This window comes from Corynebacterium spheniscorum (assembly GCF_900113445.1).
Classification (GTDB): Bacteria; Actinomycetota; Actinomycetes; order Mycobacteriales; family Mycobacteriaceae; genus Corynebacterium; species Corynebacterium spheniscorum.
Genome location: NZ_FOPJ01000008.1, coordinates 99,719 through 114,210 on the forward strand (window position 1 = coordinate 99,719; position 14,492 = coordinate 114,210).

Genomic DNA, 14,492 nt, shown 5'->3' on the forward strand with positions numbered 1-14,492 from the left:
GAAGGGCCCTTAAGCACCAAACAAACGGGGGCAGTCTTCAACCGCCAACCGTAGAGAGCGCTAGCGTAGAAACCATGCGTGGAGACGGCGACGGTTGGGCACAAGGACCTCAAGGCACCAAAGTATGGGGACGCTATGGGGCCGCTGGATTAATGCTATTGGCCGCAGCACCAGACCAAGACCTAGAAGAAATCAAGGTGCTCCTCCAACACCGAGCTCCCTGGACTAACCAAGGAAACACCTGGGGACTTCCTGGTGGAGCACGAGACTCCCACGAAAGCGCCGCGGAAGCAGCAGTGCGCGAAAGCGTCGAAGAAGCGGGCATTGATCCCACAGCCGTTGAGGTATTAGAAGAAATCCTCACCTGCGGGCCGTTTACGCCGGGAGAAGATGCCGCGATGGCCGATGGGGAACCTGTGGGTTGGAGCTACACGACAGTATTGGCGCGCACGAGCTCCGGGGAAGAAATCGACACCACCGCTAACGAAGAATCCTTGGAATTAAGGTGGGTGGCTTTCAAAGACTTAAAAAACCTGCCTTTATTGCCTGCATTCGAGGCCTCTTTGGCGACTTTGAAAGAACACCTAGCCAAGCACCTCTAGGAACTCAAGATCCATGAGAATGCCAAGTTGTGGCACTGTATAAGTCATGATTGAAGTCAACGGACTCACCAAGATATATGGCAAAGTCCGAGCGGTCGATGATTTAAGCTTCACCGTCAAGCCCGGAGTAGTAACTGGTTTTCTAGGGCCCAATGGCGCTGGAAAATCCACCACCATGCGGATGATTGTGGGCTTGGATAATCCCAATGCCGGAAGCGCCACCATTGATGGGGTGCGTTATCGCGATATTCCGCGGCCGTTGACCAAGGTTGGGGCACTGCTTGATGCTAAAGCGCTGCACCCTAACCGCAAGGCGATTAATCACCTGCGGTGGATGGCGAAGTCCAATGGGCTGCCTACTAGCCGCGTAGATGAAGTCCTGGCCCTCGTGGGGCTGGTTGATGTGGCAAAGAAACCTGCTGGCGGATACTCACTAGGCATGGGGCAACGCCTCGGCCTAGCTGGCGCGCTACTAGGTGATCCGGAAGTTCTGATCCTGGATGAGCCAGTCAATGGCCTGGATCCAGAAGGCATCCGTTGGGTCCGTGGCCTCTTAAGGGGCTTGGCTAGTGAAGGCCGTAGCATTTTGGTGAGCTCTCACCTGCTGTCAGAGATGGCCCAAACCGCTGATGATCTGGTGGTTATTGGGCGTGGCCGGTTGGTGGCGCAGTGTTCAACCTATGAGTTCATCCGCCAACATTCTGAATCTACTGTGGTGGTGCGCACCGAGCATCCATTGGAATTCGCCCAGGCGCTTAAGAGCGAGGGCATTGAGTTTTCAACCCGGGTAGATGAAGAGCAGCGCGGACAGTTCGTCATTCCGCAGCAAAGCACGGACTATATCGGCGCCCTGGCCTATAGCTATGGGGTGTTGGTGAAGGAATTGCGTTTGGAAAAGGCTTCCTTGGAAGACGCATTTATGGAAATGACAGGCGATAGTTTGGAACACCACGCTGACCTACCAGAACACTATCGGCAAGGGCTTGTCCCAGCTGCTGCTAAAGAACAGGAGGCCAAATAATGAGTGCCTTCTTCCACACCCTAGGTTCTGAATGGTCGAAACTGCGCACCACCCGCGGCTTTTGGTGGGCGAGCTTCGCCTTCGTCTTCGTTTCCCTCATGGGTGCATTCCTAGTATCCAGGTCCCCAGCTTTCGATGCCCCGGATGCGCCACCACCCGCCGCAGACACCGTGGTGGCAATGATGTGGGTGATGGGCTTTATTGCCATCGCAGTATTAGCGATCATGGTGGTCACGGCGGAATATCGTCATAACTACCAATCGGTGACCTTCTTAATGAACCCGCACCGCTGGATGGTGGCTTTAGCCAAGTGGCTATTGACCGTGCTGATTGTGGCCGCGTTGACCTTCATTACGGTGCTGATTGCGCTGTACATTGTGCGTTTCGTCTCGCCATCTCCGGTGGCGAAGGACTTCAACCCCTTTGATGATGAGGCTGCGCTGCGGGTGATGTGGCGCTATCCGGTAGCTACTGCACTCACGGCAACGTTTGCTCAAGGCTTGGCCTGGATTCTGCGCCAAACCGCGGGTGCGGTGGGGATTTTCATTCTCTTCTTCGCCATCTTGGAGATCGCTTTATCCTTCATCCCGAAGTGGGGTGACAAGATCTCCGAGTGGGTACCCTTCGGGATTCTTAATCGCTTTGTGGGTGAGAGCTTCCCACCAGATTTTGCGCTGAATACCTGGACCGCTTTGGGGTATTTCGCAGCCTGGGCTTTCGGCCTCTTGATTTTGGGCATAGTGGCTTTGGAGCGCCGCGATGCCTAAACGCTAACCCTCCTGAGACCCATGCGGAGATAGCCACAGCTGGCCGACCCCCTCACCCTGCACATGTGTGTGCAGGGTGAAGGTTTTTTGAGGGGTGCGTTATTCCATCCGCCTACCCAGGCCGGAAACACCCATGAGGTGTGGCATAGCGTGGGCCTTGTGCGAACCGTTAGTAGCGCTGATGCCCGGGGGCACGCCGATCTCGGGGAAAGCCCTGGGTATATTAGCTGAATACCTCTCCCTGGTCTTTTTGTGTAACTAAGTGAATGTGATGAGTACTCAACCTGCGGATCGTAGCCAGCCGAAACAAGCGCTGACCTTGCCTTTGTTGGCGGGGCTGGCGCTGCTTTCGGCGTCGGGGCCGTTGGCGACGGATATGTATTTGCCGGCGCTGCCGGTGATTGTGGACGACCTGGCGACCAGCCCGGCGATGGTGCAGCTGACTTTGTCCGGGTTCATGCTGGGGCTCGGGGTGGGGCAGCTGATCATTGGGCCGATTTCGGATTCCCTGGGGCGCCGGGGGCTGCTGATTGCGGGCGCCTTTTTGCAGCTTATGGCCTCGGTTGGGTGCGCGGTGGCGCCGGATATGACCACCTTGATTGTGACTCGTTTGCTGCAAGGTTTAGGTGGCGGGGCGTGCGTGGTGTTGGCGCGTGCGGTGGTGCCGGATCTGGCGAAAGGCCGTGAGGCGGCGAAGGGTTTTGCGCTGCTGATGACGATTCAGGCGATCGCGCCGATTGTGGCGCCGATTGCTGGTGGCTTTTTGCTTGAGCCGATTGGTTGGCGGGGGTTGTTCTGGGTGCTAGCCGGGATCGCGGCGCTGCAATTGACGGTGCCACTATTTTTAGTGCGCGAATCGAAGCCGGTGGAGGAGCGCAGTCCGGCGAGTGTGCGCGGCATTATGGCGAATTACCATTATGTGCTGAGTAATCCGGTGTTTCGCTGGTATGTGGTGGCCTTTGGCTTCAGTTTTTCGGTGATGTTTAGTTATATTGCGGCATCATCTTTTGTGATTCAGGGGCATTTGGGGCTTAGCCCGCAGGTGTACTCCATTATTTTCGGGGTAAACGCGATGGGGCTGATGGCCAGCAATATGTTGAATGCGCGGCTGGTGGATCGTATTGCTCCGGCGAAGATTCTGCGCACAGCACTCAGCGTAATGGCGGTGGCGAGTGCGCTGATTGTGGTGACGGCTTTAAGTAAACCCACCGCGGTGTTGATTTTGCCTCTGCTTTTTATTGCGGTCAGCCAGATCGGCATGGTGATGGGTAATGCCATGGCGGTGGGCACCGGTTATGTGCGGGCGCGCGCTGGTTCGGGAACGGCCTTGATGGGTTTTAGCCAATTCTTCTTAGCCGCGCTTTTAAGTCCCCTGATGGGGTTGGGTTCGAACCCGACCTTGACGATGGGGTTGGGGATGTTGGTCTCTGCCTGCATTGCTTTATGTGGCACCGTGATGGGCGGGCGTGTGGCGGCGCGCCGTGGGATGGGAAGCGGGGAGTAGCGGAGCAGCGGGGGCTGCGGCGTTTATTGGAGCGCGGATTATTGAAGCGCGGAGGTCAGCTTCGCCACATTATCTACATAGCGGCGCAGGTAGCTGCGCTGGGCCCATTCCTTTTCCGTCAGCTCCCGGCACACCCGGCGATAAGCGGTGGTGAGCTCATTGAGTTCATCAATGAGATTGCCGTGGCTGACCATCAAAGAGATCTCGTAGTTCAACCCAAAGCTGCGCATATCCATATTTGAGGAGCCCAGCACGCCTACTGGTTCGCCACCTTCAGTATCCGGATCAGAGAGCATGAACTTGGTGTGCAATACGTAGGGTTCGGGGAAAAGGAAGATCCTTACGCCGGCTTCTAGGAGTGCCCGATAATAAGAGGATTGCGCGTGATGCACTAAGAATTGATCGGCTTTTTCCGAAACATAAAGCTCCACCTGCACCCCGCGGTAACAGGCGGTGGTAATGGCCTCAAGCAGGGACTCATCCGGGATGAAATAGGGGCTACACAGCACCAAACGATCCTTGGCGTGGTGCACCAGGGAGGTAAACATCCGCAGGTTCGGTTCGGTGGAATATCCCGGCCCGGAGGGCACTAATTGCAAAATATTGACATCTTCAATGGTGGAAATCGCATCGGAAGAGCTCAACGCCTCATAGCTTAATTCCGGATGAAGTTTTTGCTTCGGCAGCGTGAGAGCCTCTTCGGTTTCTTGGCACCAGTCGGTGGCAAACACCATGTCCATGGAGCTGACGATGGGGCCTTCTAACTCCACCATCGCATCGATCCATTGGCGACGTACCTTGGTGTGTTTATTCACCAAATAGGAGCGGTCGATCATGTTCTGGGAGCCCAAGAAACCGCGTTCACCATCAATGATGAGCATTTTGCGGTGGTTGCGTAGATCCGGGCGGCGGAAGCGCAGCTTCCAGGGGCGAAGCGGCAACATGACTTCCCAGTTCACCCCAATGGCTGTGAGCCTTCGCCCTAGGTTCCAATAGCCGGGGTATTTGAGGCTGCCTACTTGATCAAAGAGTAGGCGCACGGTGACCCCGCGTTTCACCGCATTTTCCATGGCGCGGAAGAAACAATCGGTGGTGTCATCCCAGGCCATGATGTAGATCTCTACGTGCACATATTCTTTGGCACCATCAATGGCTTCGGCCATGCGTCTAATGGTGAGGTCATAGTCTGTCCATAACCCCAGGTTGAGGCCTGCGACCGCGGGCATACGGGTAAGTCTGCGGTTTAAGGCCACCACGGATTGTTGGGCGGGGCTGAGTTGTACAGCTGGGGGATGATCCGGCACGCCAGCTTGGACATCTTGGATAAGGAGGTTGGCTTCTTGTTGGATGCGGTGACGACGCCGATTGATATAGGGGCTGCCCATCAGCAAGAAGAGCGGCAAACCAATAAAAGGCAGCAGCAAAATGGCGAGCAACCAGGCAGTTGAGGAACTAGGTCGGCGTCCTTCTGGGACAAAGCCAATGGCCACGATCTTGATCGCATAGTCGATGATCAGGCCAATGGTCTGCCACATCTCCAAGTTGATCTGGAGCGAAGTACTCACTGCATCGCGCTCCCTTAATCCTCAGAGTCAAATGAAGAAGCTGCAGTGCCCTCCGAACCCCGAGGGGTCTTCGGCACCTCATACTCCACAATCACCGGCGCATGATCAGAAGCCTTCTGGGCAGCGCGTGCCTGCTTATCCACCTGCGCGGATACCGCCACCTTCGCTAAAGCCGGGGAGGCGAGCTGATAATCAATGCGCATGCCCTCATCGCGATCAAAACGAAACCTCTGATAATCCCAATAGGTCCAGGAGTTCTTGCTTAACTCCCCAGCAATATCGCGCAGTTGCCCGGCATCCATGAGGTCTTCTAAAGCCACGCGCTCAGCGGGGGTCACATGGGTTTTCCCGCGGAAGAATTCTCGGTCCCACACATCCTCATCGCGCCGGGCCACATTGAAATCCCCCACTAAAGCCATGAGTTGCTCGGGCTCTGCTGCTAATTCCTGGCGCACATGGTTGCGCAGGGCATACAGCCAGCGCAGCTTGTAGTCATAATGCCGATCAAAAATGCTGCGGCCATTGGGTACATAAAGGCTCCACACCCGCACCCCACCACAGAGGGCGCCAACGGCGCGGGGTTCTAATTCCTGTGGGGCATCAGCATCTTTGTGGAAGCGCGGTTGCCCAGGGAAGCTGCGCTGCACATCAGCTAGACCCACGCGGGAAAGTAAAGCCACGCCATTCCACTGATTAACCCCTACGTGGGCAACCGCGTAGCCTAAGTCTTCAAAAAGTTCTGCCGGGAATTGTTTGTCCTGGCATTTAGTTTCCTGCACCGCTAACACGTCGATGTCACGTTGCTTCAAAAAGTCAACAATGTGCTGTTTCCGTGTTCGCGCGGAATTGACATTCCAAGTGGCCAAGCGCATGGATCATAGCCTACCTACCACCCCGCAATGCGGGGAAGAGCAGGTTGGCGATATGTATTTCCAATTTTTATTCGGAGGTGATCTGCTCGGCATAGCGATGCCGATGATGCTCCCGGAAACCCAGGTTGTGATACAAGCCAATACCAGCCTTATTGCTGGCAATGACCTGCAAATACACCTGCGCGGCACCACAAGCAGCACCCCAGGCCATCATCTCGGCACCCAAGCGGGTACCCAACCCCCGGCGCCGCCACTGCGGTGTCACCTCCACCGCGGAATACCCCAACAGCAGGGGATCATCAGCATCACAGGGATCCTCAAAACCACCCCGGGTTAAAGTCCCACGGGTAATCGCCAGGGTTTCCCCAGCCTCATTGACCAATCGCCCAAAAGCCATCTGCCCTTCAATGCGGGTGCGCAATAATTCCAGGGCCTTGGTGGGCAAAGGTTTCCCGCGGAAATGGTAGAGGCTTAGCCACTCATCATCGGGTTGATCATCAATCTGGAAGCGAATGCCCTGTTGTTCTTCCCGCAGCTTATGAAGCAGCGCGCTGAGCTCTTCATCCTCGGCCTCCACGCCGCCGAGTAAGTCGCGCACCATCACAATAATCTCCGGGCCCAGGCGCCAGGAACCCCCAAAGGCGCCAGCGCCAGAACCACCCTCAGAACCACCAGCACCCCCAGCACGCTCAATTGCCGTCAACCTTCTTAATACCGGATTCCCAATCCGCTCCGGAATCAAAATCCGCGCCGGCAACTCATAAGACTCATAAAACTCACAAATCTCCGCCAAGGGCACCTGCTCAAACGCCGCCGTTGGCCCCAACGGCGCAGCCGAGTTCGACCGCTCCGTCACACCATCCCCAGCCCGCAATAACCACGGCCCCACCCAGCGGTGCTCAATCCCGGGGAAGGCCCGCGCGGTGGCATGCTCCAGCGCACGAATATCCGAATTTCGGATCCGCCGCGGACTCAGCTTCTTCAAAATCTTCACCTGCTGCGGCGGAATCTCAATCACCGGCGCATCAGAAACAAACCCACCTACCGACTGCGGGCGGATCTGCAGCGGATCCACACTGATCACATGCCCAATCACATCGGATAAATGCCCCGGCGTATCCGGCAGTATGCGGCGCACCACCACGCGGTCGCCAATGGCAGGTTCATCGGAGCGAAATACCCCGTGCAAGGAACCCATCAGTTTTATGCGTCCTCTTCGGCCAGGTCATGGCCAAAGGGGTCCGGGTCCTCACCCGGCATCCAGGTCAATCCGGCTTCGGTCCAACCATTGCGTTTAATGGTTTTCTTCGCAGCCCGCTTATGGCGCCCCACCAGCACATCGGTATATAAAAACCCATCCAGGTGCCCCACTTCATGTTGGAAGCAGCGCGCTAAAAACCCGGTGCCTTCCACTTCCACTGGCTCGCCGTGTTCATCCAAGCCGGTGACTTTCGCCCACTGCGCGCGCGGGGTCGGCCAGCCTTCCCCGGGTACCGATAAACACCCTTCATCATCGCTGCCATCATCAGCCGGCATGGTTTTGGGGATCTCGGAGGTCTCTAATACGGGGTTAATAATGCAGCCGCGATGTAAATGCCCTTCATCATCGGGGCAGTGGTACACAAAAATCCTTTTATTCACACCAATTTGGTTGGCGGCTAACCCCACCCCATGCGCGGCTTCCATGGTTTCATACATGTCCGCGATCAACTCCTGGAGCTCACTAATTGGCTCGGTTACTTCCTCAGTGGGGTTGTGTAATACTGGGTCGCCATGAATCACAATTGGTCGAATAGTCATGGCCTACAGTGTAGGCATGGATGAGCTCAATGAGATGGATGCCCGCATCCTCAATTTCGAGGAGCGCGCACCCAAAAGCCTCGGCGCTAAGGAAGATGCCATCCGCAAGCATCTCGGGATCTCCCCCGTCCGCTACTACCAGCGCCTCAACCAGCTCATCGAAGATCCCACCGCGATCGCCAAAAAACCCATGCTTACCGCGCGTCTGCGCAGGCTCCGGGATCGCCGCCAGGCAGCGTGGCGTTCGCAGCACTAGCATTTGAGCCTTCCTCGAGATCGGTGTCCCCGAAGGTGCGCAGAAATTCCTGGACGCTTCACCCCGGGGTTCGGCATGCCGCACCACACTGTTTAAACTGTAGGGACTGCTGTGCTTAAAGGTGATTGCGCGCTAGCCTATTGTTTTTAAGCTCTCCATTAATCTTCAGTCGCTGAAGGGAAGGATGATTCACACACCGTGAGCTCCCACAACCGCCAACCCGATACCCAGGCCGAACCCCCAGCTGACTACTCCGATGAACCCCGCAGCGGCGTCCAAAACCTCCCGCTTCGGGGCCTGGCAATGGTGCTTATTGCCGTTGCCGCCCTCCTTGCCCTCTGGGCGATCTACTCCATGAGCCGCACCGAAGCGGCCAATAACGCAGCCTCTAGTACCACCTCTGTTACTAGCAGCGCTGCCCCTGCTAGCGCAGCGCCACAATCCCCGGCGCCCGCGCAACCTTCCCCTGCTGAACAACCCCAACCAGCAGAAAGCAGTGCTGAACAAACCCCTGCAGCACCCATGGAAGAAGCCACCATCCATGTGTTGAATAACTCCACCCAACAGGGCCTTGCTGCGCAGGTATCCCAAAAACTCACCGGCGATCCGAAGTACCATGCCGGCGAAGTGGGCAACCTGCCGAACACCATCCTCTCCGAAAACACCGTTTTCTTTAACCCCGGGGATGCCGCAGCTGAACATGAGGCCCGCGAATTAGCGACCCGTATTGGTGGAGTGGCCCGCGAACGAATCCCGGAATTACCTCAGGAAACTGAGGGGCCTCATTCCCTCGTTGTGGTGCTGGTGAACGCACCTGCACTTTAAGCCGCGCCGTGGCGTGCCCTGCCCAACACACTCCGCGACCAAGATGTAGTGAATCCACATTATGACTGAGCAGTTCAACGCCTCACCGCGACCCACCTTGGGGGTGGAGTGGGAGCTAGCCCTGGTAGATCCCACTACGCGCGACCTCGTGCCCGCCGCCGCGGAGGTGATCGCCGCTGCCGAAAAAGCCGACCCCGAGATTCATTTGGAAAAGGAATTCCTCCAAAACACCATTGAGATGGTGACCGGGGTGTGCACCACCACTGGGGAGGCGGTTGCCGAATTAGCCCGCGATGTTCACGCCATCCGGCAGGCCGCTGATGATCGTGGCCTGAAACTTTTTGGTGCTGGTTCGCATCCCTTTTCTGATGTGCGCCAGCAACCGGTGAGTGAAAAGGGCTCCTATGCTGAGATCATTGAGCGCACCCGTTGGTGGGGGCAGCAGATGCTCATTTGGGGTGTGCATGTGCATGTGGGCATTGGGGATCGCAACCGCGTGTGGCCGGTGATTAATGCGCTGACCACCTACTATCCGCATCTTTTAGCACTGACTGCTTCTTCACCGGGCTGGGATGGGGAAGATACTGGCTACGCCTCTAATCGCACCATGTTGTATCAACAACTGCCCACCGCCGGGCTGCCCCCACAATTCACTACCTGGGATGAGTGGGAATCCTATATGAAAGACCAGTCCATCTCTGGGGTGATTAACCACACCGGCTCCATGCACTTCGATATTCGCCCCGCCGGCCAGTGGGGAACTATTGAGGTGCGGGTAAGCGATGCCACCAGTAACCTTCGCGAACTTGCCGGGCTGGTCGCGCTCACGCATTGCCTCACGGTGCATCTGGATCGCCAGGTGGCCAGCGGGGAAACCCCGGTGGTGTTGCAGCCGTGGCATGTGGAAGAAAATAAGTGGCGGGGTGCTCGCTATGGGCTTGATGCCCTGGTGATTACCAACCGTGATACTGAAGAAGCCTGGGTGCGCGATGAGCTTGCGCAGCTGGTGGACACCCTGACACCCATCGCTAAGGAATTTCAGTGCGAAGCAGAATTGCGCTCAGTATTGGAGATCCTGGACCGCGGGGCGCTCTACCAGCGCCAACGCAAGATCTATGAGGAAACTGGTTCGTGGCTTGAGGTTGTGGATGCCACCTGCGCGGAACTGGATGAGCTCACCTGGCCCTAGGTGTTGCTGAAACGATTACAGCTAAAGAGCCTCTTTTCAAAGTGTTTTCCTCTAGCTAACCTTGGTGCGCAAGCGCATGAGCTTCACACCCCTAGGCAAGAAAAGAGGTAGCGCTTCACCATGAACCTAATACTGATCCTCCAAGACCCGATCCTGATGGCCACTCGCTGGCTTAATGAGTTCATCCTCCACAACCTCTTCCTCGACCCGCTCTTTAATGAACCACCCTTTGATGAGCGCCCCAGCGGGATTTATATCCCCAAACTCAGCTCTTAGACCTACAGCGTGTGGCTAAGCCCAGCCCCGTTGACCCCGCCGCAGTGAAAGCTGCCGACCGAGGGAAGACGGATCTCGAGCAAAGCCCCATGCCTGTAACGCAGACTCCGCCCTCCTTTTTCTGTGCGTAGGAAGCCCAGCAGTTGAGCGTCAAAGCTGGGTATTCCTGCCGAGGCTGAGGGGGGGCGGAGTTTGTGTGCTTCAGTTAGTGCCAAAGCCGATGACCAAAAGCACAAAGTTCGACGCGGGGGAATCATCTAAGAACGTGGAGGAAGACGCTCATGCCGAGATCCGACACTGCAGAGTTAGTGAAAGAGTTGAAGGAGCTTTCTGGGCTTACCATTGACCAAATCGGCCGTATTTTTGGTGTTTCTAGGAGGTCGGTGCATAACTGGATGAGGGGGAGGCGCATGTCTCCTCCGAACGAGGAGCGGCTTGCTGAATTGCTCGCTCAAGTCCGGGATCTGCCTAGCGATACCCCTGAGGGGCGGCGGCGAATACTGTTATCTTCCAAGAACGGACGGAGCCTCCTCAACCACTGGGTTTTTAGCGCGCCCCAAGGAGCAGTGCTAAAAGTGAAGGCCTTGAGTCCGAAGGATCTCTTAGGGCTATGACCTGGGGCTACCGCTTCCGGAACCTGGCGTAGGACCATATTGTGTGCGGTCCGCTACGCCAGTGATGGTGGGTTCCAGTGGCAGATAGCTCTAGAAATGAAGGTCAATTCGCCGGTGGTGTATGTGCCTGCGGGCTCTTAGCGTTGGCGGAGTTTGAAAAGGGCGATGGTGAACCCAAAATAGGCGATCACCTGGATTAATGCTGCGCCGAAGCATTGGGAGATGAGGTGTGTGCTGGCGCTGCCGATCGCGAAGGCTGCGGAGGGCGCGGCGATAGCGTAGGCGGCAAGCGCTTGGGGGAGAAGGTAGATGAGGAAGCCTACGGAGTCGCTGCTGACCACCGCGAAACCCGCTACGCATAGGACGAGGCACATGCCGATGGGCCAGGAATAACTGCGCAGCAGGAAAGACAGCAGGCTTTGGAAAACTGCGAGGGGGAAGGCGGCGATGAAGACGACCAAGGAATCGGCAGCGAGTGCGCCAAGATCGATGTCTTTCACGCCGAGCAGCCAGGCGGTGGCGAGGGTGAGTATCAGGAAAATGAGGTGCATGAGGATGATCAGTGCTGCACCGATGAGGGCTTTTATGGCAAAGACCAGCCAGGGGTGTTGGTAGCAGCAGAGCACGCCATTCCAATTGCTTTTATTTAAGTCTGGGCGCCAGATTGTGGAGAGGATGATCGCGCTACCGACGCTGAAGAAAATTAGCGCATAAAACAGGCCGGCTTGGGAGCTTAGGGAGATCCAGCCGCTGTCGAGTTGTTCCTGGTTGCGGGCGAAATTTAGGGCCCCGAGGGTGACTGATAAGAGGGGGATGATTAGGCAAATTATCCAGACCCAGGATCGTTTGAGTTTTAGTGCTTCGCTGTGGAACATGCCTTAGCTCCAAATCTTGAGTTGCCGGGAGCCAACCTGCCACAGGATGGCGCTGATCAGCAGGAAGATGAAGAAGGGGAGGTAGTGCACCTCGGTGGCGGTGATGCTGCCTTCGCTTTGGGTAAAGGGTAAGGGGAGGGCGTAGTAGCCGAAGGGGATGAAGCGGAAGAAGTGGGTGGGCAGCAGGAATGCGAAGACGCAGATGAAGGCGCTGCTGATGCCGAAGATGAGGGTGGCTAGTTGAGATTCCACTGCGCAGGCTAATAAGAGTGCGGCGAGGAAGAAGACTGTGGTGGTGGCCCACATGCAGCAAAAATAGAGCGCCCAGGGGCCGGGGATCGCTTGCTTGACGTGGACTAATGTGCAGATCAGGGCGGTTGTGAGGCTTTGGGTGAATACCCCGAGGGCTAAGGCGCGTGCTCCGACGAGGCCCTTGGCGGATAGCAGGGTACGCACGCTGCTTCCGGAGGTGACCATGAAGAGCCAGCCGCGGTTGGAAAATTCGATATCGGCCAGGCGGGAAGCAATGACCGCGCCGATGATTGGCCAGATCAGGGCGCTGAAGAATGCTGAGGAGAGAAGGACGGCGGGGTAGGTGCGGTAGGCGCTATCGCCGCTGCCAGCCCAGAGTGAGAAGGTGGCGAGTACGGCGATGGCGATGCCGGCGCTGAGGCTGATGAAGGGCACTTTGGTGGCGCGGGCTTTAGAGAGCTCGTGGGAAATGGCGGTGGTGTTCATGGTTTAATGCCCCGTGAGCTGCATGAAGATGGATTCGAGGCTTTGGTGTGGGCGGGAGACCTCATAGAAGTCCACCCCGGCATGAAGCAAGGTGGCACAGACCTTGGGGATTTCTTCTTCCGCGATGGCGGGGACTTCGATCCCTTCGAGCACGGCGGTAGCGGTGGGGATGGCGGCTAAGGCTTCTGGGATGTGGTTGGTTCTAATGAACAGCGCTGGGGCGTGTTGATCAAAGAGTTCATTTCTTTGGCCCTGGAAGATCATGCGGCCTTTATTAATGATGGCGAAGTGCGTGGCGATTTTTTCTAACTCGGCAAGCACGTGGGAGGACACCATGACGGTGACATTTTCTTCCTTGGCGAGGCGCAGAATGAGAGCGCGCATCTCTTCAATGCCATAGGGGTCGAGACCATTGGTGGGTTCGTCGAGCACTAAAAGGGAAGGTTTGCGGCAGATGGCAAGCGCGATGCCGAGGCGTTGTTTCATGCCGAGGGAGAAGGTGCCGACCTTCTGGTTCTTTGCCTCTTGAAGCCCCACGATGTCGAGGGCCCAGTCAATGTTTTCGGCGGGGAAGTGCAGGAGGGATTGCACTATCTTCAGGTTCTCGGTGGCGGTGAGGTGTGCGTAGCCGGAGGGTTCTTCGATCATGCCGCCGATGCTGGAGACCAGGGTGCTGCGGGATTGGGTGCTGAGATCCTCACCGAAGAGGTGGATGCTGCCGCTAGTAGGAGGCACCAAGCCGAGGATCATCTTCATGGTGGTGGATTTGCCGGCGCCGTTGGGGCCGATGAATCCGAAGATTGCGCCTTGGGGGATGGTGAGGGAAATATCCTGCACGACCTGTTTTTTGCCGTAGCTTTTGCTGAGGCTTTTAAGAGTTACAACGTTCATCCTGGGTGCCTAAATGCGTGGTTAGTTTTTTCGATTTAGCCAGGGTAACTCGTGTTAAGACCGCTGGGTAGGTTTGTTATGGAATATTTACTTTCCTAACAGGGTGTGGTGTTTTGTGCTCGTGTTTGTTGGGGGTTGGGAGTTGGGGGTGTGTCAGGGCGTGTGCCGGTGGGGTGAGGCCCGTGTGTGGGGCCGGGGCCTCTGCGCGAGGTTGGTGTTGGTCGGGTTTTTAAGGTGCTTAAAGCAAGGGTTTAGGGCAGAAAACGCCGCACCCCGCGGTGTGCGAGATACGGCGTTTTAGAACGCGAGTCGTTTAGGTGTTGCGGCGGCGTAGTGCGGCGAGCAGTACGGTGAGGCCTGCGACGCTGAGCATCGATGCGATGGCTAGGGTCAGTGTGCTGTTGGCGCCGGTGTTAGCTAGGGTGCCGGTGCGCTTTGGTTGCTGTTGGGCAGGTTGTGCGCCCTTTGCGGGTTTGCTGGGGTCAGCGTTTGGGGCGGGATTCGGGGTCGGTGCAGGTGCCGGTTGTGCGGAGCCGTTGCTGCTGCCGGAGGAGCCGAGCGCCATGCTGCCGAGGGCTAGGCCGGGCAGGATGAGGGAGCCGGCGTCGAATCCAGGAGCCGGGGTGGTGGTCTCTTCGGGTTCGACTGGTGCTGTGGTGCTGCTTTCGGTCGTCGTCGGCAGCGCGGTGCCGGTTTC

General features: G+C 57.0%; 17 protein-coding genes. 9 read left to right on the top strand and 8 right to left on the bottom strand.

Translation table 11 applies throughout. The annotated features are described in order from the left end of the window. Positions 1–74: 74 nt before the first annotated feature. The 4 genes from BMZ01_RS07350 (at position 75) to BMZ01_RS07365 (ending at position 3,894) form a co-directional block, all read left to right on the top strand. Positions 75–602 (top strand): NUDIX domain-containing protein, encoded by a 528-nt coding sequence (locus tag BMZ01_RS07350; protein ID WP_092285984.1) that lies wholly within the window; start codon positions 75–77, stop codon positions 600–602. Positions 603–648: 46 nt separating this feature from the next. Then, positions 649–1,623, top strand: coding sequence for an ABC transporter ATP-binding protein (locus tag BMZ01_RS07355; RefSeq protein ID WP_092285986.1), 975 nt, complete (start codon positions 649–651; stop codon positions 1,621–1,623). Then, positions 1,623–2,390, top strand: a complete 768-nt coding sequence (locus tag BMZ01_RS07360; protein ID WP_092285988.1) for a hypothetical protein — start codon at positions 1,623–1,625, stop codon at positions 2,388–2,390. Before BMZ01_RS07355 ends, BMZ01_RS07360 begins: the two co-directional genes overlap by 1 nt. A gap of 271 nt (positions 2,391–2,661) precedes the next feature. Beyond that, entirely contained in the window at positions 2,662–3,894 is a 1,233-nt protein-coding gene (locus tag BMZ01_RS07365) for a multidrug effflux MFS transporter (RefSeq protein ID WP_092285990.1), read from the top strand. A gap of 38 nt (positions 3,895–3,932) precedes the next feature. On the opposite strand, the gene cls is transcribed toward BMZ01_RS07365, so the two are convergent. The 4 genes from cls to BMZ01_RS07385 form a co-directional block, all read right to left on the bottom strand. Continuing rightward, positions 3,933–5,429, bottom strand: coding sequence for a cardiolipin synthase (gene cls, locus BMZ01_RS07370; protein WP_092286038.1), 1,497 nt, complete (start codon positions 5,427–5,429; stop codon positions 3,933–3,935). A 44-nt stretch (positions 5,430–5,473) separates the two neighbouring features. After that, positions 5,474–6,331 carry an exodeoxyribonuclease III gene (locus BMZ01_RS07375; protein WP_092285992.1) on the bottom strand — a complete coding sequence of 286 codons (858 nt, stop codon included), beginning with the start codon at positions 6,329–6,331 and terminating at the stop codon, positions 5,474–5,476. Positions 6,332–6,398: 67 nt separating this feature from the next. Next, positions 6,399–7,529 (bottom strand): N-acetylglutamate synthase, CG3035 family, encoded by a 1,131-nt coding sequence (locus BMZ01_RS07380; protein WP_177180111.1) that lies wholly within the window; start codon positions 7,527–7,529, stop codon positions 6,399–6,401. 5 nt (positions 7,530–7,534) lie between these two features. Continuing rightward, positions 7,535–8,131: a peptide deformylase gene (locus BMZ01_RS07385; protein ID WP_092285994.1), complete on the bottom strand. Its 597-nt coding sequence runs from the start codon at positions 8,129–8,131 to the stop codon at positions 7,535–7,537. On the opposite strand from BMZ01_RS07385, the gene BMZ01_RS07390 reads away from it, so the two are divergent. From BMZ01_RS07390 to BMZ01_RS11555, 5 genes are all read left to right on the top strand, one after another. After that, a complete protein-coding gene (locus BMZ01_RS07390) occupies positions 8,130–8,387 on the top strand; it encodes a DUF3263 domain-containing protein (RefSeq protein WP_092285996.1) in 258 nt (85 codons plus the stop codon). The genes BMZ01_RS07385 and BMZ01_RS07390 overlap by 2 nt on opposite strands. 198 nt (positions 8,388–8,585) lie before the next feature. Next, the gene (locus BMZ01_RS07395) at positions 8,586–9,212 is read left to right on the top strand and encodes a LytR C-terminal domain-containing protein (RefSeq protein WP_223845900.1); all 627 of its coding nucleotides are present in this window, start codon (positions 8,586–8,588) and stop codon (positions 9,210–9,212) included. A 61-nt stretch (positions 9,213–9,273) separates the two neighbouring features. Further along, positions 9,274–10,401, top strand: coding sequence for a glutamate--cysteine ligase (locus tag BMZ01_RS07400; RefSeq protein WP_092285998.1), 1,128 nt, complete (start codon positions 9,274–9,276; stop codon positions 10,399–10,401). A gap of 120 nt (positions 10,402–10,521) precedes the next feature. Continuing rightward, a complete protein-coding gene (locus BMZ01_RS11195; protein WP_177180112.1) occupies positions 10,522–10,677 on the top strand; it encodes a hypothetical protein in 156 nt (51 codons plus the stop codon). A 281-nt stretch (positions 10,678–10,958) separates the two neighbouring features. Further along, positions 10,959–11,291, top strand: a complete 333-nt coding sequence (locus BMZ01_RS11555) for a helix-turn-helix domain-containing protein (RefSeq protein WP_092286000.1) — start codon at positions 10,959–10,961, stop codon at positions 11,289–11,291. Between the two features lie 137 nt (positions 11,292–11,428). On the opposite strand, the gene BMZ01_RS07410 is transcribed toward BMZ01_RS11555, so the two are convergent. From BMZ01_RS07410 to BMZ01_RS07425, 4 genes are all read right to left on the bottom strand, one after another. Further along, on the bottom strand, positions 11,429–12,166 hold the full coding sequence (locus tag BMZ01_RS07410) for an ABC transporter permease (RefSeq protein ID WP_092286002.1): 738 nt from the start codon (positions 12,164–12,166) through the stop codon (positions 11,429–11,431). Between the two features lie 3 nt (positions 12,167–12,169). Beyond that, positions 12,170–12,904 (bottom strand): ABC transporter permease, encoded by a 735-nt coding sequence (locus tag BMZ01_RS07415; RefSeq protein ID WP_092286004.1) that lies wholly within the window; start codon positions 12,902–12,904, stop codon positions 12,170–12,172. 3 nt (positions 12,905–12,907) lie between these two features. After that, positions 12,908–13,795 (bottom strand): ABC transporter ATP-binding protein, encoded by an 888-nt coding sequence (locus BMZ01_RS07420; protein WP_092286006.1) that lies wholly within the window; start codon positions 13,793–13,795, stop codon positions 12,908–12,910. Positions 13,796–14,108: 313 nt separating this feature from the next. Next, the coding region (locus BMZ01_RS07425) for an LPXTG cell wall anchor domain-containing protein (RefSeq protein WP_143067472.1) at positions 14,109–14,492 on the bottom strand (384 nt) is incomplete at its 5' end.